17 protein-coding genes are annotated in these 23,433 nt (G+C 73.7%); 6 read left to right on the top strand and 11 right to left on the bottom strand.

Going from position 1 to position 23,433, the window contains the following annotated elements; all coding sequences use genetic code 11:
• Positions 1 to 191 precede the first annotated feature (191 nt).
• Entirely contained in the window at positions 192 to 1,502 is a 1,311-nt protein-coding gene (locus I6A60_RS08165) for an acyl-CoA dehydrogenase family protein (protein ID WP_203022667.1), read from the bottom strand.
• A gap of 92 nt (positions 1,503 to 1,594) precedes the next feature.
• Here I6A60_RS08165 and I6A60_RS08160 point away from each other — a divergent pair, with 92 nt between their 5' ends.
• On the top strand, positions 1,595 to 2,389 hold the full coding sequence (locus I6A60_RS08160; protein WP_203022668.1) for an enoyl-CoA hydratase/isomerase family protein: 795 nt from the start codon (positions 1,595 to 1,597) through the stop codon (positions 2,387 to 2,389).
• Between the two features lie 53 nt (positions 2,390 to 2,442).
• Here the strand turns inward: I6A60_RS08160 and I6A60_RS08155 are convergent, their stop codons facing one another.
• The 4 genes from I6A60_RS08155 to I6A60_RS08140 all read right to left on the bottom strand — a co-directional run bounded on the left by I6A60_RS08155 (position 2,443) and on the right by I6A60_RS08140 (position 7,266).
• Positions 2,443 to 4,089: an AMP-binding protein gene (locus I6A60_RS08155; protein ID WP_255545097.1), complete on the bottom strand. Its 1,647-nt coding sequence runs from the start codon at positions 4,087 to 4,089 to the stop codon at positions 2,443 to 2,445.
• A gap of 166 nt (positions 4,090 to 4,255) precedes the next feature.
• Positions 4,256 to 5,059, bottom strand: coding sequence for an enoyl-CoA hydratase/isomerase family protein (locus I6A60_RS08150; RefSeq protein ID WP_013426162.1), 804 nt, complete (start codon positions 5,057 to 5,059; stop codon positions 4,256 to 4,258).
• Positions 5,060 to 5,121: 62 nt separating this feature from the next.
• Complete coding sequence (locus I6A60_RS08145) at positions 5,122 to 6,360, bottom strand: amidohydrolase family protein (protein ID WP_203016109.1); 1,239 nt, start codon at positions 6,358 to 6,360, stop codon at positions 5,122 to 5,124.
• A 129-nt stretch (positions 6,361 to 6,489) separates the two neighbouring features.
• Entirely contained in the window at positions 6,490 to 7,266 is a 777-nt protein-coding gene (locus tag I6A60_RS08140; RefSeq protein ID WP_203016107.1) for a FadR/GntR family transcriptional regulator, read from the bottom strand.
• Positions 7,267 to 7,558: 292 nt separating this feature from the next.
• On the opposite strand from I6A60_RS08140, the gene I6A60_RS08135 reads away from it, so the two are divergent.
• The 3 genes from I6A60_RS08135 to I6A60_RS08125 all read left to right on the top strand — a co-directional run bounded on the left by I6A60_RS08135 (position 7,559) and on the right by I6A60_RS08125 (position 10,623).
• On the top strand, positions 7,559 to 8,683 hold the full coding sequence (locus tag I6A60_RS08135) for an NAD(P)-dependent alcohol dehydrogenase (RefSeq protein ID WP_203016105.1): 1,125 nt from the start codon (positions 7,559 to 7,561) through the stop codon (positions 8,681 to 8,683).
• A 119-nt stretch (positions 8,684 to 8,802) separates the two neighbouring features.
• Entirely contained in the window at positions 8,803 to 9,591 is a 789-nt protein-coding gene (locus I6A60_RS08130) for an alpha/beta fold hydrolase (protein WP_203016103.1), read from the top strand.
• Positions 9,592 to 9,642: 51 nt separating this feature from the next.
• Positions 9,643 to 10,623: a zinc-binding dehydrogenase gene (locus I6A60_RS08125; protein ID WP_203016101.1), complete on the top strand. Its 981-nt coding sequence runs from the start codon at positions 9,643 to 9,645 to the stop codon at positions 10,621 to 10,623.
• A 22-nt stretch (positions 10,624 to 10,645) separates the two neighbouring features.
• On the opposite strand, the gene I6A60_RS08120 is transcribed toward I6A60_RS08125, so the two are convergent.
• From I6A60_RS08120 to I6A60_RS08100, 5 genes are all read right to left on the bottom strand, one after another.
• Positions 10,646 to 11,854, bottom strand: coding sequence for an EAL domain-containing protein (locus tag I6A60_RS08120; protein WP_203016099.1), 1,209 nt, complete (start codon positions 11,852 to 11,854; stop codon positions 10,646 to 10,648).
• A gap of 156 nt (positions 11,855 to 12,010) precedes the next feature.
• Positions 12,011 to 16,294: a diguanylate cyclase domain-containing protein gene (locus I6A60_RS08115; protein ID WP_203016097.1), complete on the bottom strand. Its 4,284-nt coding sequence runs from the start codon at positions 16,292 to 16,294 to the stop codon at positions 12,011 to 12,013.
• Between the two features lie 129 nt (positions 16,295 to 16,423).
• Positions 16,424 to 18,190: a sensor histidine kinase gene (locus I6A60_RS08110; RefSeq protein WP_203016092.1), complete on the bottom strand. Its 1,767-nt coding sequence runs from the start codon at positions 18,188 to 18,190 to the stop codon at positions 16,424 to 16,426.
• Positions 18,191 to 18,253: 63 nt separating this feature from the next.
• Positions 18,254 to 19,024 carry an SDR family oxidoreductase gene (locus I6A60_RS08105; RefSeq protein ID WP_203016090.1) on the bottom strand — a complete coding sequence of 257 codons (771 nt, stop codon included), beginning with the start codon at positions 19,022 to 19,024 and terminating at the stop codon, positions 18,254 to 18,256.
• 113 nt (positions 19,025 to 19,137) lie between these two features.
• Positions 19,138 to 19,980 (bottom strand): SDR family oxidoreductase, encoded by an 843-nt coding sequence (locus I6A60_RS08100; RefSeq protein WP_203016088.1) that lies wholly within the window; start codon positions 19,978 to 19,980, stop codon positions 19,138 to 19,140.
• A gap of 95 nt (positions 19,981 to 20,075) precedes the next feature.
• Between I6A60_RS08100 and I6A60_RS08095 the strand changes: the two genes are divergently transcribed.
• Complete coding sequence (locus tag I6A60_RS08095; protein WP_203016087.1) at positions 20,076 to 20,651, top strand: TetR/AcrR family transcriptional regulator; 576 nt, start codon at positions 20,076 to 20,078, stop codon at positions 20,649 to 20,651.
• A gap of 151 nt (positions 20,652 to 20,802) precedes the next feature.
• A complete protein-coding gene (locus I6A60_RS08090) occupies positions 20,803 to 23,187 on the top strand; it encodes a bifunctional diguanylate cyclase/phosphodiesterase (protein WP_203016086.1) in 2,385 nt (794 codons plus the stop codon).
• Here the strand turns inward: I6A60_RS08090 and I6A60_RS08085 are convergent.
• The coding region (locus I6A60_RS08085; protein WP_203055585.1) for a PASTA domain-containing protein at positions 23,147 to 23,433 on the bottom strand (287 nt) is incomplete at its 5' end. The two genes, I6A60_RS08090 and I6A60_RS08085, sit on opposite strands and share 41 nt — an antisense overlap.

The following is a 23,433-nucleotide window of genomic DNA, read 5'->3' as shown; positions in this document are numbered from 1 at the left end:
AGGGCCAAAACGGCGATCAAGCCAGCGGGCCGACGCCGGGCGCGGTACTGGGCCCGTGATGGGGGCCGATGGCCAGCATCACGGGTCCCGGCTCCGTTGAGCCCTGCTTCAGGTCGTCGGCACGCGTCTTCTGACGGGCCGGGAGGTAGGACCGGGCTGCTCTGCTCGCCCGAACCTTGTCGGAACTGGCGCTAGCCGGCCGGCGCGGCGTCATCCCGGGTGGCCCGGCCGCGCAGGACCTCGCGGTAGGGGCGGCCGCGGTCGGGGCTGGGCTCGCGGGGGAGGCCGAGGACGCGTTCCGCCGCGATGTTGCGCTGGATCTCGTCGGTGCCGCCGTAGATCGAGGAGGCCCGGGCGAACAGGAACGCGTTGCTGAACTTGCCCTCGTCCGCCGCGTCGGCCCCGGCGAGCAGGCCGCCCGCCTCGAGGACGTCCAGGCCGATCTCGGCGGCGAGCTTGGTGATCCGGGTCTGGGCGATCTTGCCGGTGCTGGCGATGGCCGTGCCGGCGGCGGCGTCACCGGCGGCGGTCTCGGCCTTGGCGCGGGCCGCGTTCCACTGGCCGATCTGCTGGTAGGAGTACAGGCGGGCCAGCTTCTGGCGGATGGCCGGGTCGTCGGCCCGGCCGTGCTCCTTGGCCAGTTCCACCAGGTCGGCGAGGGTGACGGTGAGGCCCTCGGGCGCGCGCAGCTTCGCGGCGTCGCCGGCTGTCATCCCGAGGATCCCGCCGTTCGGGCCGGGCGTCGGGAAGCCCGCATGCGCCCCGCCGGCGCCGATCCCGGTCCGCTCGAAGTGCAGCGTCGTGTTCGCCGCCATCCAGCCGTTGCCCTCGCCGCCGACCAGGTCCTCGTTCAGGACGATCGCGTCGTCGAAGAAGACCTCGTTGAAGACGGCGTCGCCGGTCATCTCCCGCAGCGGGCGGATCGTGACGCCGGGCTGGTCGAGCTTGAAGGCGAACCAGGAGATGCCGGCGTGCTTGGGCACGTCGAAGTTGGTCCTGGCCAGCAGCATGCCGTAGTCGGCCTCGCGCGCCCCGCTGCTCCAGACCTTCTGGCCGTTGATCACCCACCGGTCGCCGTCGCGCTCGGCCCGGGTGGTGAGCCCGGCCAGGTCGGACCCGGCTCCCGGCTCGGAGAACAGCTGGCACCAGCCGCTGCGGCCGTCCAGGATCGGCGGCACGTGCCGGGCGATCTGCTCCGGCGTCCCCAACGTGAGGATGGTCGGCGCCGCCATCAGCAGGCCGAGGCCGCCAGGCGGCTGCAGGGCGCCGAACGCGGCGAACGCGGACCGCACCGTCTTGCCGGTCCGCTGGGGCAGGCCCCGGCCGCCCTGCTCCGGGGACAGATGAGGCGCCGACCAGCCGCCCGCCGCGACCAGCTGCCACCACTGCTCGACCGACAGCTCGGGGTCCCAGTTCTCGTGCAGCCAGGCCGTGACCTCGGCCCGCAGGTCGAACCCGAGGTCCGCCTCGCCCGCGGCGCTGCTGGAGAAAGCCGTGCTCATCGGCGCCACCCCTTGCACGTGATCTTTGAAATATCTAGATACTAAGAGGACGCCCTCGATACTAGCGCCAGGGCCGAACAGAGGGAGGCTCGATGGCGGCGACGCTCGTTGAACGCCAGGACGGTCTGGTCACCGTCACGTTCAACCGCCCGGAGAAGAAGAACGCGCTGAACGCCGAGAGCTGGGCCGACCTCGACCGGGTGCTGACCGAGGTCACCACGAACCCGGACGACCGCGCGCTGGTGCTGACCGGCGCGGGTGGGAACTTCTCCTCCGGCGCCGACCTGTCCGGCAACAGCGACGCGACCAGCGGGCTGACCGGCCGTGGCCGCCAGGCGATCCTGCACGAGATGCGGGTCGTCGGCGACATCATCAACCGGCTGCACCGGCTGCCCAAGCCGACGCTGGCCGTCGTCGACGGCGTGTGCGTCGGGGTGGCGCTCGGGATCGCGCTGGCCTGCGACCTGGTCCTGGCCAGCGACCGGGCCCGGTTCTGCGAGGTGTTCGCTCGCCGCGGCCTCGCGCTCGACGGCGGCACGTCCTGGACGCTGCCCCGCCACGTCGGCCTGCGCCGGGCCAAGCAGCTCGCGTTCTTCGGCGACATCCTCGGCGCGCAGGACGCGCTGGACTGGGGCCTGATCAACGAGGTCGTGCCGGCCGACGAGCTGCCCAAGGTCGCCGGAGCCTGGGGCCGCCGGCTCGCCGACGGGCCGACCACCACGCTCAGCCTGATCAAGCGCCAGCTCGACGCCGCCGGCTCGCTCACCTTCGAGCAGGCCCTGGAGGACGAGGCGCGCTCCCAGCACATCGCCTACACCACCAAGGACATGGGCGAGGGCATCCGCTCGTTCCTGGAGCGACGCGAGCCCCGCTTCACCGGCCGCTGAGCCGGTGTCGGGCCCCGGCGGTCTTCCAGCCGCCCGGGGCCCGACGTCGCCGGTCAGGTGGCCGGCACGGCGTCCTGAGCGGCCTTTCTGGCCCAGGTGTAGTCGGCCTTGCCGGTGGCGTGGCGGCCGATCGTCTCGCACAGCAGCACCGCGCGCGGCGCCTTGAACCGGGCGACGGACCGGGCCGCGTACTCCCGGACCTCGGCGGGCGACAGCGCCGCGCCGGGGCGTAGCTGAACCAGGGCGACGACCTCCTGGCCGAACCGCTCGCTGGGCCGCCCGACGACCAGGGCGTCCAGGATGTCCGGGTGGCGGCGCAGCGCCTCCTCGACCTCCTCGACGAACACCTTCTCCCCGCCGGTGTTGACGACCATCGAGTCGCGGCCGAGCATGACGATCCGCCCGGAGCCGTCCGCCTCGTAGCGGGCCCGGTCGCCGGGGACGGTGATCCGCCGGCCGTCGACGATCGGGAAGGTCTGCACCGTCCGGTCCTCGTCGTTCAGATAGCCGAGCGGGACCCGGCCGGTGCGGGCCGTCCAGCCGACCTCGGCCTCGTCGGTGCCCAGGAACCGCGAGCGGTCGGCGGACAGGACGGCCCCGCCCGGGCCGAGGGTGAACTGCCGGGTCTCGGCGCCCCGCGTCGAGGCGCCGAACGCCATGCCGCCGGTCTCCGACGCGCCGTAGCCGTCGACGATCGTCAGGTGCGGGACCAGCTCCAGGAACGCGTGCTTGAGAGCCGCGCTGGTCGTCGCCCCGCCGGTGCTCAGGCTCGTCAACGCGGCCAGGTCATGGGAGCTGGCCTGCAGCTCCTCGACGAGGGGACGGGCGTAGGCATCGCCGACGATGGTCATCATGGTGACCCGTTCGCGGGCGGCGAGGGCGAGGATCGCGCCGGCGTCGAACGGGGTCTTGTCCTCGTGCAGCACGAGGGTGACCCCGAGGGCGAGGCCGGCGAACGCGGTCCACTGCGCGGCGCCGTGCATGAGCGGCGGCACGGCGAACCAGACGCCGCCGCGCGACCGCGGCCCCCCAGGACCGCCGGGCACGGCGACGAGCGCGGCGACCCGCTTGGCCGTGGCGCCCTCGAAGCCACCCATCGCGGCGATGTAGACGTCACCCTGCCGCCACAGGACGCCCTTGGGCTTGCCGGTGGTGCCGCCAGTGCAGACCAGGTAGAGGTCGTCGGGCGACGCCGTGGGCAGCGCGTCGAGCTCGGCATCGCTCACCCCGGCGAGCGCCTGCTCGTACGGCGTCGAACCGTCGAGCGGCGCGACCCCCGAGCCGTCGTCGACGTCGAGCAGCAGCCGGCCCTCCAGCGGGGTGGCCGCGGCGAGCAGCGGGCCCAGCCGGCGGTGGTAGACGACCGCCTCGGCGCCGACGGCCGCCAGCAGGGCGGCGACCTCGTCGGCGTTGTAGTGGTGGTTGACGTTGAACGGCACGGCCCTGGCCCGGTAGGCGCCGACCATCGCCTCGATGTACTCGGGGCAGTTGGACAGCAGGATCGCGACCGGGCTCTGGCCGCACTCCCAGCGCTCCAGCTCGGCCCGCTCGCGGTGGGCGCCGAGGCCCCTGCCGCGCAGGAACGCGCCGAGGCGGCGGGTGCGGTCGCGGACCTCGGCGTAGGTGCGCCGGACGTCCTCCCAGACCAGCATCTCCCGGTCGGGCGCCGCGTCGGTGATCACGTCCAGCAGTGCCGGCAGGGACCAGTCCGTCGGCGGGCCGGGCGGGGTCGCGCGTGGGTCGGCGGGCGTCGCCGTCTGGCCGGGGGCGGTCACGCGGCGGCCCGGGCTAAGGCGGGTCCGCGGCGTGGGTCGCCCGCGTCGATGGTTGCCGGGTCGGCCATGGTCATCTCCGTGCTCGCCGCGGTCACTGGCACTTCCACTCCGGCTGGCGCTTCTGGAGGAACGCAGCCGGGCCCTCCTTGGCGTCGTCGGTGCGCACGACCCGCTCGCGGAACGTCTCGGCCATGACCTCCGCCTCGTACATCGGCAGGTCCAGGCCCCGGCGGATCGCCAGGCGGGTGCCGCGCACGGCCAGCGGGGCGTTGCGGTTGACGATGGCCGCGATCTCCCGCGCCCGCTCCAGCAGCCGGTCGTGCTCGACGACCTCGGAGACCAGCCCCAGCTCGTAGGCGCGCTGGGCGGACATCCGCTCGTGACGGCCCATCAGCGCCATCCGCAGCGCGACGGTGGTCGGCAGCGCCCGGGCCAGCCGGACGGTCTCGCGCCCCGCGACCAGCCCGATGCTCACGTGCGGGTCGAAGAACTCGGCCCGGTCGGAGGCGATCACGATGTCGCCGGTGGTGACGAGGTCCAGGCCGGCGCCGCAGCACAGCCCGTTGACGGCGGTCAGGATCGGCTTCGTCATCGACCGGAACGGCGGGGTGCCCTCCTGCGGCGCCTCCCACTGCGCGAACGTCGACAGGTACGGCTCGTCGTAGATCACCCGGCCGTCCGCTGGGATCTCGCCGACGTCGGCGCCCGCGCAGAACGCCCGGCCGTTGCCGGTCACCAGCAGGATCCACACGTCGTCGTCGGCCTCGGCGTCGGCGTACGCCTGGCGCAGCTCGCCGATCATGGCGGGGCTCAGCGCATTGAGCCGGTCCGGCCGGTTGAAGGTGATCGTCGCGACGCGGTCGGCGACCTCGTACTGGATCGTCTGGAATCCCATACCGGGAACCTCCCGCTGTGAAGGGGTGGGGCTGCGTGGAACCGTGCCGTCGGCTGGCGCGGTCAGGCCGTCCCGGCCGCTGGGGCCGACCGGGTCACGCCGAGCAGGTCGGCGAGGTTCGTTGACATGATCCGCTCGACGTCGGCAGGCGGGAGGTCGGTGATCCGGTCCAGGAACGACAGCGGCTCGGCGAGGCCCTCGGCGTGCGGGTAGTCCGAGCCGAAGCAGACCCGGTCGGTCCCCATCAGGCCGATCAGGCCGTCGAGCGAGTCCTCCCAGAACGGGTTGATCCACACGTTGCGCCGCAGCAGTTCCAGCGGATGGGTCTGGAACTCCTGCGGCATCTTCTTGTAGGTCAGCTCCAGGTTCTTCGCGAGCACGCCGACCCAGCTGCCCCCGTTCTCCACACTGACCAGGCGTACCCCGGGGAAGCGGTCCAGCATGCCGTGGCAGATCGCCGAGGCGAGCGTGTCCTGGATGCTGCGACCACCGTCCGCCACGTAGGCGAAGGTCTTGGGCTTGAACGCGACGAACTCCCCGTCGCGGCCCTCCCAGGTGTTGAGGTACTCCTGGTAGCCGCTGTCGGAGGCGTGCAGGGCGACGATGACCCCGGACTCCTGGACCCGGGCCCAGAACGGGTCGAACTCGGGCAGGAAGGGGGAGCGCGGCCCGCGCGAGCCGGTGACCGGCGCCGGGCGCATCAGGACGACCTTCGCGCCGCGGCCGAGCACCGTCTCCAGCTCCCGCACACCGGCCTCCGGTGTCGTCGGGGTGATGATCGGCGTGGCGAAGATGCGGCCCTGGTAGTCGTAGGTCCAGTCGTCGTGGAGCCACTCGTTGAACGCGTGGATGGCGACGTCGGTGAGCCGCGGGTCGTCACGCAGCCGCTCCTCGATGAGGCTCGCCAGCGTCGGGAACATCAGGCAGGTGTCGAGCCCCTGCTCGTCCATCAGCGCCAGGCGGGCGGCCGGCTCCCGGAACGCCGGAACGGTCCGCATCGGCTTGCCGGCGAGCTCGCGCAGCGACTTCCCCTCGGGGTTCTCGCTGGCGTAGAAGGCCATGTGCGAGCCGGGCCGGGCCACCACCTCGAACGTCGGGTTCGGGATGTACTCGGTCAGCAGGCTGCGCACGACCAGCTTCTTGCGCCCGTTCAGCTCGACGAACCGGAACAGGTCCCGGTGCGCCGCCGGCAGGTGCCGGGTCAGCGCGTCCTCGGTCTCGTACAGGTGGTTGTCCACGTCGAACACCGGGAAGTCGGGCGCCGGTGACCCCGCTTCCGGGGAGTCCACTGCAATGGTCATGATCGGCCACACCTCCGCCGCCAGCCGCCCGCGGTCCACCCGCGGGCGCCATCCCGTCGGTCCGCAATATATCTAGATTTATCGCGGACCCGCTACGGGTTCAGTCGAGGTCCCGGGCCGGGGCGCCGCTCAGTAGTGCTGCATGAGGTCGATGACGGTCTTCGCGCGTTGCGCGACCAGCACCCGTCCCACGACCTTCATGTGCTCGGCCCAGTGGGTCTCGGCGGCGGCGGCGTCGCCGGCCTCGACGAGGGCGGCCAGCCGGGCCTGGGAGCGCAGGCCGCGGGCCCGGGTCGCGGCGGTGTCCTTGCCGTCGTCCGGCTGGCTGACGGCCGCGACGGCGCGCGCGACGATCTCGCTGAGCATCTCGGCGACGATGCTCAGCGTCTGGTTCCCGGCCAGCTCGACCAGCCGGGCGTGGAACGCGGAGTTGGCCCGGCCGAAGGCCTCGGGGTCGTCGATGACCTCGAGCTGCTCGGCGGTGAGCCGGCGCAGCTCGGCCGCCGCGGACCGGCGGGACCGGGACTGGGCGAGCAGCCGGGCGGCGACGGGCTCGATCAGCCCGCGGGCGTCGTAGACGTCGGCCAGCGGTACGTTGCGCGCCTGCAGCAGCAGCGCCGCGGTGCGCGCGGTCATCCGGCCGTTGGGCTGGTGCACGACGATGCCGCCGAGCACACCGCGCTTGACGGTGATCAGGCCTTCGGCCTCCAGGATGCGCAGCGCCTCACGCAGCGACGGGCGGGAGACGCCGAACCGCTCGACGAGGTCGGGCTCGTGCCCGAGGGACTCGCCGTCGGCCAGCTCCCCGGTGACGATCAGCCGCCGGAGCTCGTCGGCGATCTGCTGCGGCTTCTCGCGAAGCCCGGGACGCTCGCCGCCGCGGGCTCCCTGGCGCTCGGCCACCATGCTCGACTCCTCCTCCATCGGCCGCCCGCGGCCGTCGCCCGCGCCGGTCCTGGTGCGCATCGCCGGCTGGGCGAGGCCCGGCGGACGTCGGCCCGGTGCCCAAGCTCGATCACACCGTTCGGTGTCACCATTTGGGAGGTCACCGGGCCGGGAGCAAGACGATCAATCAAGCGTACCGTCCGAGACCGGCCGCCTGGGCGCCAGCGGGCCGGACATGCCGACGGTCGGTGGCCCTCAGTGATTGAAACATATATATCTATGGAAAAGGGTTGGGATGAGCGGAGGTCGGTCGATGAAGATGACCGCGGCGGTGCTGCGCCGGGCTGACGGGCCGTACGTGCTGGAGGAGGTCGAGCTCGACCCGCCGGGGCCCGGCGAGCTGCTGGTCCGCGTGGTCGGCGCGGGCCTGTGCCACACGGACATCGTGCCGCGCCAGGCCGCGTCGTTCTCGCCGCCCCCGATCATCACCGGGCACGAGGGCGCCGGGGTGGTCGAGGCCGTCGGTGCCGGCGTGGAGCGGGTGGCGGTCGGCGACCACGTCGTGCTGTCGTTCGACACCTGCGGCGAGTGCGCGAACTGCCGCGGCGGCCGTCCGCCCTACTGCGACCAGTTCCTGTTCCGCAACCTGCTGGGGCGCCGGGCCGACGGGACCACCGGGGTGCGGGACGCGGACGGCGGCGAGATCGCGTCCCGCTGGTTCGGCCAGTCCTCGTTCGCGACCTACTGCGTCGCGGCGGAGCGCAACGTCGTGGTGGTCGACAAGGACCTGCCGCTGGAGAAGCTGGGGCCGCTCGGCTGCGGCATCCTGACCGGCGCCGGCTCGGTGCTGGTCCAGCTCGCCGTGCCGGCCGGCGCGAGCCTCGCGGTGTTCGGCGCGGGCGCGGTGGGCCTGGCCGCGATCATGGCGGCCAAGGCCGTCGGCGCGGCCACCATCATCGCCGTCGACCTGCACGCCCACCGGCTGGCGCTGGCGACCGAGCTGGGCGCCACCCACGTGCTTGACGGGGCCGCCGCGGACCTCGTCCAGCAGATCCAGACGCTGACCGGTGGCGGGGCCGAGTTCAGCTTCGACACCACCGGCAACGTCACCGTCATCGGCAACGCGATCAGCGCGCTGCGCCAGGGCGGCCACTGCGGCCTGGTCGGCATCCAGACCGAGCCGATCACCCTCGACCCGATCGCGCTCATCGGGAAGACCGTGTCCGGGATCCTGGAGGGCGGCGCCGACCCTCGCGTCGTCATTCCCCAGCTGATCGACTGGTGGCGGGCCGGCGAGTTCCCGTTCGACCAGCTGATCGAGACCTTCCCGCTCGACGAGATCAACGCCGCCGAGGAGGCCTCGTTGTCCGGCAAGGTCGTCAAGCCGGTGCTGCTCCCGCCCGCGCGGACGGCCCAGGCCGAGGGCCTTCCGGCGTAGGGCGTAGCCGCGCCGACCGGACCGGCGCTCTCCTCCATCCCCCGGCCGGGGGATGGACCTCTTGCGCGATGGCCTCCCGTTGCGGAAAGCTATAGATGTATCTAGCTTGAGGAGGCCCGGTGCCTTTCGCCGACGTGGGTGACGTCCGCCTGTTCTACACGGACGAGGGCGCGGGCGACCTCCCGCTGCTGCTCGTGCACGGCTACGCCGCCGACTCGCACGACTGGAGCTGGCAGCTCCCGTCGTTCGTCGCGTCGCGGCGGGTGATCTCGGTCGACCTGCGCGGCCACGGCCGGTCCAGCGCGCCGCCCAAGGGCTACACGACCCGCCAGTTCGCCGAGGACCTCGCCGGGCTGCTCGACCAGCTCGGCGTCGGGCGGGTCGTCGCCCTGGGCCACTCGATGGGCGGCAGCGTGGTCAGCGGCCTGGCCGTGGAGTACCCCGACCGCGTCGCGGGCATCGTCGCCGTCGACCCGGCCTACCTGTTCCCGGACGAGATCGCCGGCGGTATCCAGCCGATGCTGGACCTGATCGCCGACGCCGACCCGGTCCCGTTCGTCCAGCAGCTCGTGGGCGGCGGGATGGACTCCGCGGCCCGGCAGCCGGCGCTGCGGACCTGGCAGCTGCGCCGGATCGCGGGCATGGACGCGCACGTGCTGCGCCAGTCGCTGGAGGCGCAGACGTCCGGCATGGCGCTGCGCTCGCAGAGCGAGCCCTACCTGCTGCGGCGCCGCTGCCCGGTGCTGACCTTCTACGCCGACCCGGCGCGGGCCGCGACCGAGCGGGCCCTGTTCGACGACCCGCGCTCCCGGGTCGTGACCTGGGAGGGCGCTGGCCACTGGCTGCACCAGGAACGGCCGGCCGAGTTCAACGCGATCGTCGCGGCCTGGCTGACGTCAGTCGTATAAAACATACGTTCGGATCGTGTGGCCGTGCTCGGCGCGGCCTGAGGAGGAACTGTGCGCGCGGCGGTCACTGGTTCGGGCGGGCGTTTCGAGATCGTCACGGTGCCGGACCCGGCGCCGGGTCCTGACGAGCTGCTGCTGCGGGTCGCGGCCTGCGGCCTGTGCGGCTCGGACGTCAAGGCGCGGGCCATGATGCCCGCGGGCACGGTGATGGGGCACGAGTTCGGCGGCGAGGTCGTCGCGGTCGGGGCCGGGGTGACCGGGTGGCGGACCGGCTCCCTGGCCGCGGTCCTGCCCGCGCTGTCCTGCGGCCAGTGCGAGTGGTGCCGGTCCGGCCACGTGGCCCACTGCGCGTCGGTCCGGCTGGTCGGCCTCGGCGGAAGCTCGGGCGGCTTCGCCGAGCTCGCCGTGGTGACCACCGCCGCTGCCGTTCCGCTGCCGGACGGGACCGACCCGCTGCACAGCGCCCTCGTCGAGCCGTTCGCGGTCGGCCTGCACACCGCCCGGACCGCCGGGATCAAGGCCGGCGACGACGTCCTCGTCGTGGGCGGCGGCAGCGTCGGGCTCACCACCGCCGCCTGGGCGGGGGCGCTCGGCGCGCACCGCGTCACCGTGGTCGACCCGGTGGCGTCGCGGCGCGAGGTCGCGACGTCGTTCGGCGCGACGGACGTCCTGGCCTCGCTGGACGAGGCCGCCCCGGCCTCCTACGACGTCGTCGCCGAATGCGCCGGCAAGGCGAAGCTGCTGGACGGCTGCGTCGCAGCGACCCGCGTGAAGGGCCGCGTCGTCATCGCCGGGGTCTCCGTCGACTCGTCACCCTTCTCGTCGCTGTCGGCGCTGATGAAGGAGGTCACGATCGGCTTCGCGGTCTACTACACCCCCGAGGAGTTCCGGACCGTCGTCGCCGCGTTCGCCGACGGGCTGATCGACCCGTCGCTGCTGCTGGCCCGCCGGGTCCAGCTCACCGACGTCGACGCGGCGTTCGACGACCTGGTGGCGGCCAACTCCGGCGCGAAGATCCTCGTCGAGCCCTGACGGGCCGGTGCGCCCCGGGCGCTCACCGGGAGGCGAGGGCCAGCCGACGTGACGGCCTGGCCAGGTGGAAGCCCTGCGCGTACCGGATGCCGACCCGGGACACGCGGTCGAGCTGCGCTGCGGTCTCGATGCCCTCGGCGATGACGGAGGCTCCGATCTCCTTGCTCAGCGTGACCACCGCGCGGGCGAGCACCTCGTACGCGGGGTCGACGTCGATCTTCGAGATCAGCGCCCGGTCGATCTTGACGTAGTCGGGCCGCAGCTCCAGCATCCGCTGCAGGCCGCAGTAGCCGGCGCCGAAGTCGTCCAGGGCGATCTGGATGCCCTGCCCGCGCAGTTCGTCGCGGATGGTCCGGACCGAGGCGTAGTCGTCGATGCGGGCGTGCTCGGTCACCTCGACCGCCAGGTGCCCGGCGGGGACGGCCGCGAACAGTTCGTTGAGGTCCCGGGAGGCGATCACGGGCGGGGAGGCGTTGACCGAGAGCACCGCGGGTGCGGGCAGGTCGGGAAGCACGCGTAGGGCGTTGCGGACGGCGGCCGTCTCCAGCTCGCGGCCGAGGCCGACCGTCTCGGCGTCGAAGAACCACCGTTCGGGGCCGCCGGAGCCGGCCGGGAACCGGGAGAGCGCCTCGACGACCGCGACGGAGCCGTCGACGACGTCGTAGACCGGCTGGTAGACGATGTCCGGCCCGCCCGCGTCGATCAGCAGGTGCACCCGCAGCCAGATCTGGTCCCGGGTCCGGGCCGTCGCGGTCGCGGGGCTCGGCCACAGGCAGTCGGCCAGGACGCCGGCCAGCAGAGCGAGGAACTTCGCGTCGCGGTCGCGCTGGACGGGCATCGGGGACCGGCTGGCGCAGCCGAGCATCCCGTAGACCGAGCCGTTGCACAGCACCACCGGGGCGCCGGCATAGGCCCCCGCGCCGTTGCGGCTCGCCAGTTCCCGCACGTCCGGCCACGCGCACCGGTCGGCCGTCGCCACGACGAAGGGCCTGCGATGGTGCATGGCGTCCCCGGTGGTGGTGCCGGGAGAGCAGTCCACGAATCCGGGGACCAGGCCGGGCAGCGAGCCCTGGGCGTCGACGAGGTCGGTGACGAGGCCGTGGTCCTGGGTACGACGGTCCAGCCAGGAGACCTCCATGCCGAGCCGGTGGCGTGCCGCGGCGAGCAGGCCCAGCACGCTTCGCTCCGTGTCCGAGCCTTCGGCGAGTCGCGGCGAGCTATCAGGATCCATCGTCCTCATGCCCATTTCTTCGCTTGGGGGCCCTGGGGCCGAGGCGGTCCTTTCCTGAATTCCCGTGGAAATCCTTGGATTCGGTCGCGCAACGGGAGTTGCCCGCCGGCACACGTCTCCGTTATGCCCGTGCGCCGGCCCTGCTCACCTAAACCCTCACTCCGCCTCAGGGCGCTCGCCGGCCTCGGCCGCCGATGACTGGTCGGGGGCCGGCCGCGCCGCGGTGTCGATCGGCCTGACGGACCCGTCCGCGCCGGCCAGCGCGACCCGCGCCCGGCCGTGGCGCTTGGCGTCGTACATGGCGAGGTCGGCGGCTCGGACCGTCCGCAGCGGGTCCGGATAGGCGGTGGAGACCGCGGCCCCGATCGTGGCGGCGACCCTCAGCGGGCCCGCCTGGGTCCGCAGCGGCTGGTCCAACACGGCGACGACGCGGCGGGCGAGCTCGATCAGCTGGCCCTCGTGGGTGTTCTCGGCGAGCACGGCGAACTCGTCACCACCGAGGCGTGCGACGGTGTCGCTCGGGCGGACGGCCGTCTCCAGCCGCCGGGCGATGATCTCCAGCACCTCGTCGCCGGTCCCGTGCCCGTACCGGTCGTTGATCGGCTTGAAGTCGTCCAGGTCGATGAACAGGACGCCGAAATGGGCTGTCTGCGTCCACCCCGGTTCGGTCGGACCGCCGGCCGGCGCCGATTCCGCCGCGCCGTCGTGGTCGAGGCCGCCGTCGGTGCCGCCGTCCGAGCCGGGCTCGTCCGGGGCCGGTTCGTGCTCGCCCGGCGGCCTGACCCGCCACCGGGCCACCCGCAGCACGGCCTCGTCGAGGCGGCGGGCGAACGCGGCCCGGTTCGGCAGGCCGGTGAGCGGGTCGCGGAACGCCGCGGCGGTCAGCTCGTCCTGGAGCACCTTGCGTTCGCCGATGTCATGACATGTCAGCAGCACCGCCGCGGCCGCCGGGTCGGGCGTGGTCGGCAGCCGCGACGCGGTGACGTCGAACCACCGGTACCGGCCTTCGGCGGTCCGGAGCCGCACGTCGCGCAACCGGCGCGGGACCGGCGGCGCGTGCGCCTCGGCGGGCGGCGGGCCGTCCGCGCCCGGCACAGACCGGGCCGCCGCGGCCAGGACGAACGCGCGCAGCCGGGCGGCGTCGTCGGGGTGGACGAGATCGGCGACGTCGTGGCCGGTCCAGTCGGTGGGCTGCTGGTGCAGGAGTCGGTACACCGACGGCCCGACGACCCGGATCCGCCCGTCCGGCGCGGCGACGGCGACGATGTCGTGCGCGCCGCGCAGCAGCGCCTCGAACCAGTCGGCGTCGCGGCGCACCGACCGGCGGCGGCGGTCATCGGCGACGGCCACGGCGACCAGCGTGAACGCGACTATGCCGAGCAGCAGTCCGAGGCCGGGCAGCGAGCTGCCGAGATCGTCGAAGACCACGGCCCGGTAGCGCTGCAGCAGGGTGGAGTACCCCGGGATCGTTCCCGTCGGTATGGCGAACGAGATCACGTCCGGTTTGACCGATCGGACCCGGGTTGCGTTGTTAGCGGGCAGTCCGCGCAGCACCGCGGGATCGACGACGCGCTTGCCGACGACCGAGCTGTCCGAGCCGAAGCCGACGCGCCCGTTCTCGTCCACCAGCTCGAGCGCGCCCAGGGGAGCGAGCGAGCGGAAGATCACGGTCGGCAGCCCGTGGTGGGTCGAGCGCCCGATGACCAGGATCGCCACGGCCCGGTCGCCGCGCAGCACCGGTTCCAGGGCGTACACCCGCTGGGCTCCGCCCGCGTCGGTGGTGACCGGGGTCCACTGCGCCCGCCCGGCCACGGCGGCGCGCCAGAGCGGTCCGTGCGTGTCGACGGGCAGCCGGGCGGTTGTCGGCAGCGTCGAGAGAACCTGGCCGGTCAGCGACGTGAGCAGCAGGTCCGTGTCGGGCCCGCCGACCGCGGACGCGGCGAACCGGCGCAGGATCTCGCGGTCGACCGCGGTGTTCGTGAACGTCCACGGCGCGGCCGACACGAAGGGCACCAGCCGCTGCGGGTCCAGGATCGCCGCCGCCGAGTCGTTGAACGCGGCCGTGACGGCGCGGTTCTGGGCGAGCGCGGCGGCGCGGGCGGTGCGCCGGGCATCGCCTTCCTGATGCAGCCGGATCCCGACCACGCCGAGCAGCAGGGTCGCGACCGTCAGCAGCAGGATCACGGTGTGCAGCCAGCCCGGCCAGGGCCGCCGGGTCCGGCTGGCCGTTGGGTCGGTGCCTGCGGCGTGCCGGGAGGCGGCGCGGCGGGGCCAGGGCGTCCGGGCTCGGGTGCCGCCGGCCGCGGCCGGCCGCCAGGCGCTCGGTGCGCGGTCCTGCCGGGTCGACCGCGCGGTTCGCGCCGCCCCGGCCCGGTCCGGCGGCGTCTCGGGCGGACCGGTTGGCGGAACAGGGCGGGGCTGCGCCCCGGTCGGTTCGGCGGGCGGGGCAGGGTCCGGCGCGAACGCGGTACGCGCCTGCGAACGGGCGCGTTTGGCCTCGTACATCGCGTGGTCGGCGGCTCGCAGCAGCGCCTGGACGTCCGGCACGGGCGTGGCCGCGGCGGGCCGTGCGCTCAGGGCGACCCCGATGCTGGCCCCGACCCGCATCCGTCGCGGCGAGGCGGCCCGGCCGCCGCCGGCGACCGCGTCGGCGGGGGGCAGCACGATCGGGCGCCCGATGGCCGCCACGAGGCGCTCGGACACCTCGCCCGCGGTGGCGTGGTCGGCGTCGCGCAGGAGCACGCCGAACTCGTCGCCGCCGAAGCGGCCGGCGAGGTCGCTCGGTCGCAGGGTGGCGACGATGCGCTGGGCGACGATCCGCAGCACATCGTCCCCGGCGGCGTGGCCGTGCAGGTCGTTGACCGGCTTGAAGCCGTCGAGGTCGATGAACAGCAGGGCGTCCCTGGTGCCCTCCTCGGCCGCGCGGGTGAGCGCGCCGGCGACCTGCGCGAGGAAGGTCGCCCGGTTGGCGAGGCCCGTCAACGGGTCGTGCCAGGCCTGGTGGGACAGCCGGTCCTGTAGCGCCTTGCGCTCGCCGACCTCGTGGCAGGTGATCAGCACGCCGTCGAGGTCCGCGACGTCGCGCTCGTCGACCGCGGTGAGATCGAACCAGCGGAAGCCGTCGAGCCCGAAGCCGGCCTCCGGCTCCCGTCCGGTACCCGCGGCCGCGCTGCTCTCGGTAACCGTTGCCGCGGCCGTCGCCGTTGCCGTGGTGGCGGGCCGCGGGCCGGTGCGCAGCCGGACATCCGTGACCGTCGTCTCGCCGGACGGCAGCCGGGTCAGCGCCGTCGCCACCCGGTCCCGGTCGGCGGGATGGACGAGGCCCAGCAGCGGCCGACCGATCCATTCGGTCCCGGTCTGGCCGAGCAGCCGGTGCGCGGACGGGCTCATGAACGCCACCGTGAGGCCGTCGCGGACCAGCACGATGATGTCGTGGGTGTTGCCGATCAGCTCGAACAGCCGCGCGCGGGTCCGGCGGACCGCCGACTCCCGCAGCGCGCCGAACAGGACCAGGCCCAGCGCCGAGCCGCCCAGCAGGGCGACGAGCGTCCGGTCGCGGCTGGTCTGCTGGGCACGCAGGTCGCCGTAGAGCTGCCGGGTGTGGACCTGGAACACGGTGACGTAGCCGGTGGTCGGCTGCCGGGCCGCGATCACGGTCAGCTCATGCCCGGCCGCGTCCCGTTCCCGCCACACCTTCGGGCGCCCGGGTGGCAGCCTCGCCACCTGGGCCGGTTCGAGGACGCGCTGGCCGACCCCGGCCGGTTTCCACGACGAGATCGCGACGCCCTCGGGGTCCACCTGGGACAGCCCGCCGGCGCCGCGCTCCAGGGCGCCGAGGCGTTCCTGGAACCGTTCGCCGGCGGTGTCGACCGACAGGGAGACGAGCACGACCCGCGGCCTGCCCCCGTCCGGACCGTGCGCGCCGCCGCCCGCCTGGTCGCCGTCGTGCACCGGGGCGAGCGCGGCGCGGACCACCTTGCCGCCTGACTCGAACGCGGACGACCAGCCCGGCCGGCCCCGCAGCGCGGCCGGCCAGGCGGGTCCCAGCTGGGCGGTGGAGATCACCGCCCCGGCCGGATGCGACGCGACGATGTGCCCGGCCGGGTCGACCAGCGCGACGGCCACTGTCGGATTGCCCGTCGGCGTCAGGTCGAAGGCCCCCAGCAGGAGGGTGTCGCGGGCGGCGTCGGTCGGGCTGAAGCCGGCGTTGTCGACCATCGTCTGGAGGATGCGTGGGTCGTCGGTCTGCGACCGGTAGCTCGCGATGCTCTCGACCAGGTCGACCTGGTTGGCGAGCCGGTCCCGCTCGGCGTGGCGCAGCTGCCAATGCCCGATCAGCAGCGCGGCCAGTGCCAGTAGCGCGGCCAGCACGGCACCGGTGGCAAGCGGCGCGGCGCGGCCGAGCCAGCCCCGGCGCCGCGACCTTGTTCGCCCCCACATCCCCGAACATCCACCTTCGACGGGCGCGTTGACGTGGAGATCGCTATCTGTACGCAAAGGACTACCTGAAGTTACGCGCGGGTGCGCCCCTCAGCAAGGCGCGCGGCGGCTACCGTCGGCCGGCGGCGATCACGCACATGGGAGCACCGCGCGCAGGCGGGTGCCGCCGCCGGCCGGCGAGTCGATCCGCAGGCCGCCGCCGACGGCGTCGACCCGGTCGAGCAGGCCCCGCAGCCCGGTCCCGCCGGCGACCAGCGCCCCGCCGACGCCCCGGTCCGTGACCTCGATCAGCAGCTGGCGCGGCTCCCGGACCACAGACAGTCGGGCCTCGTCGACGCCGGCGTGCTTGGCCACGTTCTGGAGCGCCTCGCTGACGACGTAGTAGACGGTCGCCTCGAGGACCGGATCGACACGCTCGGGCACGTCGATGTCGAGGCTCACTCGGATCACCGCCCGCCGGGCCAGCTCGGCCAGGGCGGCGCCGAGCCCGTGCTCGGTCAGGATCGCGGGCCGGATGCCCTGGGCAAGATCACGCAGCTCGTGGATCGCGGCGTGCAGCTCCTGCCGCAGGTCGTCGACCAGGTCCGGCCCGGCGGCCCCGCCCAGCTGCTCGCGCAGCACGCCGAGGCTCAGGCCGATGCCGAGCAGGCGTTGCTGCGCGCCGTCGTGCAGATCTCGCTCCAGGCGCCGTCGCTCCGCGTCCGCCGTCTCCGAGAGCCGCTGCCGCGAGGCGCGCACCTCGGCGACCTGCCGGCGCACCTCGGCGTGCAGCCGCGCGTTTTCGAGCGCCAGCCGGGCGGCGCCGGCGGCCGCGTCGAGCAGCGTCTGCTGCTCGGCCAGCGCCGGGTCGTGCAGCAGCAGGGCGACCGGCGGGTCACCCAGCGGCGTGACGGCCCGGGCCGCGTCCGATGGGGGTGGGTAGGGATGCCCGGCGGTGTCGACCAGCCCGTCGGCCGTCGGGAACGCGACCCGCAGGCCGTCGTCGCCCAGCAGCTCGCCCAACGCGGCCTCGACCTCGCCGGCCGTGACGTGCCCGAGCCGGCCCACGAGGGCACCGACCGAGGCGAAGGCCAGCCGCTCGGAGAGCAGGCCGGCGAAGAACGGAACGGTCAGCGAGGCGACCGCCGCCCACTGGTGCAGGTAGTAGAGAGCCAGCTCGGCCGGGGACCCGAGGCCGGTCGCCGCGGCGGCGATCTCGTGCCCCGCGAAAAGCGCCAGGGCGAGACCGAACATCGCGAACGCGAGCCGCAGTGTCCGGCGGCGGCGCGGGGTCGAGCGCCGCGCGTGCCGCACGAGCAGCAGAAGGATTGCGCCCGCCAGCCCGATCCAGACGATCAGGTCGGCCAGCCCGGCGGCGTGGTAGAACCGGGCGCTGTGGATCAGCCGGACCGGGCTCTGGTAGCACCAGAACGTGCAGGTCGAGGCATCGACGGTACGGCTCACCAGGAGCAGGAAGCCGCCCGCCAGGGCCAGGCCGAAACAGCTCGCGACGACCAGCCGCTCCGGCCGGCCAGGCAGCCGGCCCGACGGGTACGCGAGCAGAATGTGCCCGCCGATCGCGTACTGCGCCATGAACGTGGTGACCGCGACGACGGTCAGCGCGGTGTAGCCGGGCGCGGCCGTCGAGATCTGCAGGTCGTGGGGGTTGTCGACGAACACCAGATAGCCCAGGGCGAGCATCCAGAGCCCGGTCCGGCTACGCGGACGCAGGCGCCAGATGGCCAGCCCGGCGGCCGCGAAGAAGACACCCTGGGAGATCTCGGAGACCAGGTCGGGCAGCTCGGCGGCGCCGTACCGCAGCCCGAGCCAGACGTTCGCCCCAGCCAGCCCGGCGAGGACCACGCCATGCCCGGCGAGTAGCCCGACCGACGGCGAGTCCCCGTCAGGCACCGCCATTCCTCAACGGTAGCAGGGCAAACGGTGCCTGCCGCTCGATCCGTGGGCGCCCGCGACGGTGGCTCAGCCCGCCGGGGTGACCCCGGAGCCGAGCAGGGAGCCGCCGTCGACGACCAGGACCTCTCCGGTGATCCAGCCCGCGTGCTCGCTGGACAGCCACAGGGCAGCCGACGCGATGTCGGCCGGCTGGCCCAGCCGCGCCATCGGCCAGGGCCAGGCGGCCTCGGCCGGGTCCGCGTCCCTGCCCTCCCACAGGTAGCGGGCGAAGTTGGTCTGGACGAGCCCCGGGGCGAGGGCGTTGACCCGGACAGCGGGTCCCAGTTCGGTCGCGAGGTGCTTGGTCAGGTGGACCAGGCCCGCCTTGGTCATGTCGTAGGCGCCGATCGGGCCGCCGAACTTCATCGCGCCGATCGAGGCGATGTTCAGGACGCTGCCGCCGTGCTCGGACTGCCACTGCCGCCAGGCCTGCTGGGTCCAGACGAGCGGCGCGCGCAGGTTGACCTCGACGGTCTTGTCGAACCGCGGCAGGTCGATGTCGATCAGTGGGCCCGCGTACGGGCTGGTGGCGGCGTTGTTGACCAGGATGTCCAGGCGGCCGAACGTCGCGAGCGTCGCGGCGACGGTCTCCTCGGCCGCCTCCGGACTGCCCGCGTGCGCCGGGTGAATTGCGACCTCGCCGTCGATCGACGCCGCCGCCTTCTCCAGGCCCTCCCGCTTGCGCGAGCTCAGCATCACCTTGGCGCCGTTCTCGGCGAACGTCCGCGCGATGGCCGCACCGATGCCCTGCGACGCCCCGGTCACGAGCGCGACCTTGCCGGCGAGATCAACCTGCACGGCTGGCTCCTCCTGCCCTCGGCTGACTTCCGCGGGAGAGCTGACTTCCCCGGTAGACGCTGACTCCCGGGTAGACACGGTGCCCGCAACCGGCCCCAGGCGCCAGATCTCGGTCAGCTCCGCCCGGCGAACAGGTCGACCCGGCCGGTCGAGACCGCGGCGACCGCGCCCCCGTCGACGAGCAGGTCGATCCCGGTGACGAACGAGGCCGCGTCCGACAGGAGGAACTCGGTGGCGGCGGCGATGTCGTCCGGCGAGCCGAGCCGGCCGGTCCCCGAGGCCGCCACCATCGCGCGCATGCCGGCGCCCGACTCGGTCGCGAGCTCCTGCTGGCCCATCTTGGTCGAGATGACCCCGGGGCTGATCGAGTTGACCCGGGCGCCCCGCCCACCCCACGCGACGCTCGCCGCCCGCACCCGCAGCTGGTTGGCCCGCTTCGCGAAGGAGTAGGCGTAACCCGGGCTCGGGAACGCGTCGACCGCGGTGAACGGCAGCGCCAGCAGCTCGTCGGTCGCGGTGTTGGCGAGGGCGGCCTCGATCTCGCGGGCCGGCGGGGGAGCGAGGTAGCCGGACATGCTGGAGATGACCACGCCGGCGCCGCCCACCGCGATGACCTCGGCGAACGCGTCGAGCACCAGCGCGGTGCCGAGCAGGTCGACCTTCAGGATCGCGTCGACCGGAGCCTGCGCGGGGGAGAGCCCGGCGGTGTGGACCACGTGCCGGACCGGGCCGAGGGCCGCGGCGGCCCGTGCGAGCGCGTACACCGACTCCCGGGACGAGACGTCCACGACCTGCGTCGTCACCTGCTGGCCCTCGTCGCGCAGGACCTCGGCCACGGCGCCCAGCGCGGTCTCGTCGTAGTCGGCCAGCAGCACCGCCTTGCCGGTGCCGACGCGATGGGCGACGGCGGCGCCCATGCCCCCCGTGCCGATGACCACCAGTACCTCGTTCGGCATGCCCGAGCTCCAAACGTCCAGTTTCGAGACGACCAGTCTCGGAAACGGGACTATACGCCCGCGGGTTGCGTCGGGGCGCTTCTAGACTCAAAGGGATGACAGGCGGGCGTCGGCGCAGTGAGAGCTCGCGGCTCGCGATCCTCGACGCGGCCCGTGACCTGCTGCTCGAACGCGGGTACGAGCGGCTGACGATCGACGCCATCGCCGCCCGGGCCGGCGTCGGCAAGCAGACGATCTACCGCTGGTGGGGCTCGAAGGGCGCCGTCGTCGCCGACGCGGCCCTGGAGGGTGGCCTCGCGCCACCGCTGGTTCCGCCGCCCGACACGGGAGACATCGAGGCCGACCTGCGCGCCTGGCTGCGCGACTGGACGTCGCGGCTGGCCTCCGGTGGCACGAGCCTCATCCTCGCCCTCACCGCGGCCACGGCGGAGGACCATGCCGTCGCCGACGTCCTGTACGAGCGGTTCACCGCGCCGCACGAGCAGCTGTTGCGGGACAGGCTGGAGGTGGCCCGGATGGCGGGGCAGCTCGGCTCGGAGGCCCCGGTGCCGACGATCGCCGGCGTGCTCATCGGCTCGCTGCTCTACCGCGTGCTCAGCCGGCAGGAAGCGCCGACGGCCGACGACGCCGACCTGGTCGTGCGCGTGGTGCTCGGCGGCACAGGCGGCTGACCAGGCGCCGTCGCCCCAGTCCACAACTGGTCGCTTTAGGTAACTGTATGTGTTCCCTGCGTGTGGCGGGGGGAATGGGTTGACCGGAGGCCGGCGGCGCCTCGGCGCTCCGTTCGCGCCTGCCTGCTGGCCAGGAGGAGCTCGGCCGGTCATGGGCGATGGAGCGGCAGTCTCGGCGCGGGCCGGTCGCGGCGCGCGGTGGTTCGCCGTCGCCACGGTCGTCTACTCGCTCGTGCTGGCGCTGTGCGCGGTCGTACTGCCGGTCGACCTGGCGTTGGCCGTGCTGCGGGTCAGCCTGTCCGGCGGCCTGCTGGGCGGCGGCGGGCTGTGCCTGTGGGCGGCGAGCCGCCAACGCGGTGTGGAACGGCTCTGGCGTGCGCTGATGGGCGCAATGCTCCTGGGCGGGGCTCTCATCGGCGCCCTGGTCCTGCTCGGCAACCTGGGCACCGAACGCGCCATCCCGACGCCGAAGAACGACGTCCTGCTGGTGGCCCCGGTCCTGCCCTGGCTGTGCGGGCTGGCCGGGCTGCTGCTCTATCCGGCCGATCCCTACGACATAGGCCTACGCGGGCGGGACGCACTCCCAGGCCGGCGGTGGCACCTCGTAGCCGCGCTCGACAGCCTGATCGTGACCGGGGCGCTCGCGCTGATCGCCTGGATGGTCCTGCTCAACCGCGCTCTCGGCGCCGGGTCGCAGTCCTCGACGATCTACTACTTCATCTCCACCGGCATCGGCCAGACGCTCGTCGTGGCGGTGATCCTCATCGCGGCGTTCCGGCGGCCGCGCCGGCCGCTCGGCTTGCTGCTGCTCGGGGTCGGTGAGCTGGCCTTCGCGCTGTCGACGCTCGCCTCCCTGTACTCCGCGATCCACGGCCTGGGCGACAGCCGGCCGGTGCTGAACCTCGGGATGGCCGTCGGGCCCCTGCTGATCGCGGGAGCGACCCTGCTGCCGCCGGCTCCCACGCCCCCGGCGGCCGGCGCGGAGGGGCCACTGGTTGATGAAACCGCCGACACGGGTGCTCGCCGGCGTTGGTGGCACGCGGCGCTGCCCTACGTCCCGCTGCCCGTCGCCGCCGCGGTGACGCTGACGCACCTGCCGAGACAGCTCGGAATTCCCCGCGAGGTGTGGGCCCTGCTGGCGCTGTTCCTGTTGGCCCTGATCCGTCAGATGATCACGATGGCGGACAACACGAACCTCGTCACTCGCGTCGAGGAGGACCGGCTCGCCATGCGCCGCCAGGCATTCCACGACCCGCTGACGGGCCTGGCGAACCGGGCCCTGTTCGCCGACCGGCTCGCCCAGGCGCTCGCCCGGCGGGCCAGGGCGCCGAGCCGGCTGGCGCTGCTCTACTGCGATCTGGACGACTTCAAACACATCAACGACGCGCTCGGTCACGCGGCCGGCGACGAGCTGCTGCGGGTCACCGCCGCTCGGCTGCTGGGCGCGGTGCGCGGCAGCGACACGGTCGCGAGGCTGGGCGGCGACGAGTTCGCCATCCTGCTGGAGCCGCTGACCGACGACCCCGAACAGATCAGCCGGCGGCTCGGCGACGCGATCCGTGCGCCGATCATCGTCGCCGACAGCGAGTGCACCGTCCTGGCGAGCCTCGGCCTGGTCGTCGTGGAACCGGACAGCGGCCCGATCAGTCCGGAGGCACTGCTGCACCGGGCCGATGTCGCCATGTACACCGCGAAGGCGAACGCCGCCGGGACGCTGACGATCTACGGGCCGGAGCTGCTCGGGCCGCGGTCGCCCAGTGCCCTGCGCTCAGCGCTGGGCGCGGCACTGAGCGGCGACCGGGCCGGGGGCACGCTCGACGTCGACTATCGGCCGATCGTCGATCTCGCCAGCCGGGTGACCGTCGCGCACGAAGCCCGGCTCACCTGGACGCATCCCGACCTGGGGCCGGTGCAGCCGAGCCGGCTGGTTGTCGTGGCCCGGTCGGCGGGCCTCATCCCCGCGCTGGACAGCCAGTTGCTGCGCGCGGCCTGCGGGCACGCCGCCGCGCTGCGTGGCCAGGCCGGCGGTCCAATGCCCGTGCATGTCGTGATCTCCGCGGAGCGGTTCGCCGACGAGTCGACGACGCGTGAGGTCCTGGAGGCCCTCGACGTCACGGGCACGAGTCCGCGGGAGCTGGTGCTCGGCGTCGAGGCGACCTCGCAGGCGCCGGACCTGGCCGCGGCGGCCCGCGAGCTTGAGCACCTGCGCGCGCTGGGCATGTCGATCTCGCTGGCCCATCTGGGCCGCTACGACACGTCCCTCTCCGCGTTGCGCGTCCTGCCGGCGGACATCGTCGTGCTGGATTCGTCGTTCACCGAGGTGGTCGTCGGCAGCCGGCACGAGCCGCGAACGGCCGTCCTGCTCAATGCCCTCCTGACGGCGGTTCGTCAGCTGGGCCTGACGGTGGTCGCCGCCGGGGTGAACGACGAGGCGGCGGCCGCCCGCGTCCGCGAGCTCGGCTGCGCGCTCGCGTCCGGCCACCTGTTCGGCGGGGTCAGGACCGAGCGCAGTTGTCGGCCTGCAGTTCGAGGCTGACGGGCTCGGTGGCGAGCTGGTTCGTGCCGGGGGCGGGAGCCTGGCTGACGACGACGCCGGCACTCGGCGAGCCCAGACACTCGTAGACATACGGGATGTTGTTCAGCCCGCGGGCCTTGAGGGCGGCGGCCGCGCTGTCGAGGCTCAGGCCGCGTACGTCGGGCACCGTCCCGCAGTTGTTCGCCTCCAGGTAGAGGTGGACGGGGTCGGGGCGCGCCCCCCGCCCCCCCCCCCCCCCGGCCCGCG

It is taken from the genome of Frankia sp. AgB1.9 (assembly GCF_016786355.1).
Classification (GTDB): Bacteria; Actinomycetota; Actinomycetes; order Frankiales; family Frankiaceae; genus Pseudofrankia.
This window is presented reverse-complemented; position numbering and strand designations above follow the sequence as displayed.

Bases quoted from the DNA above. Each gene is read 5' to 3' on its own strand.
- I6A60_RS08165 (WP_203022667.1), bottom strand. From the start codon at position 1,502: ATGAGCACGGCTTTCTCCAGCAGCGCCGCGGGCGAGGCGGACCTCGGG.
- I6A60_RS08160 (WP_203022668.1), top strand. From the start codon at position 1,595: ATGGCGGCGACGCTCGTTGAACGCCAGGACGGTCTGGTCACCGTCACG.
- I6A60_RS08150 (WP_013426162.1), bottom strand. From the start codon at position 5,059: ATGGGATTCCAGACGATCCAGTACGAGGTCGCCGACCGCGTCGCGACG.
- I6A60_RS08145 (WP_203016109.1), bottom strand. From the start codon at position 6,360: ATGACCATTGCAGTGGACTCCCCGGAAGCGGGGTCACCGGCGCCCGAC.
- I6A60_RS08140 (WP_203016107.1), bottom strand. From the start codon at position 7,266: ATGGTGGCCGAGCGCCAGGGAGCCCGCGGCGGCGAGCGTCCCGGGCTT.
- I6A60_RS08135 (WP_203016105.1), top strand. From the start codon at position 7,559: ATGAAGATGACCGCGGCGGTGCTGCGCCGGGCTGACGGGCCGTACGTG.
- I6A60_RS08120 (WP_203016099.1), bottom strand. From the start codon at position 11,854: ATGGATCCTGATAGCTCGCCGCGACTCGCCGAAGGCTCGGACACGGAG.
- I6A60_RS08115 (WP_203016097.1), bottom strand. From the start codon at position 16,294: ATGTGGGGGCGAACAAGGTCGCGGCGCCGGGGCTGGCTCGGCCGCGCC.
- I6A60_RS08110 (WP_203016092.1), bottom strand. From the start codon at position 18,190: ATGGCGGTGCCTGACGGGGACTCGCCGTCGGTCGGGCTACTCGCCGGG.
- I6A60_RS08100 (WP_203016088.1), bottom strand. From the start codon at position 19,980: ATGCCGAACGAGGTACTGGTGGTCATCGGCACGGGGGGCATGGGCGCC.
- I6A60_RS08095 (WP_203016087.1), top strand. From the start codon at position 20,076: ATGACAGGCGGGCGTCGGCGCAGTGAGAGCTCGCGGCTCGCGATCCTC.
- I6A60_RS08090 (WP_203016086.1), top strand. From the start codon at position 20,803: ATGGGCGATGGAGCGGCAGTCTCGGCGCGGGCCGGTCGCGGCGCGCGG.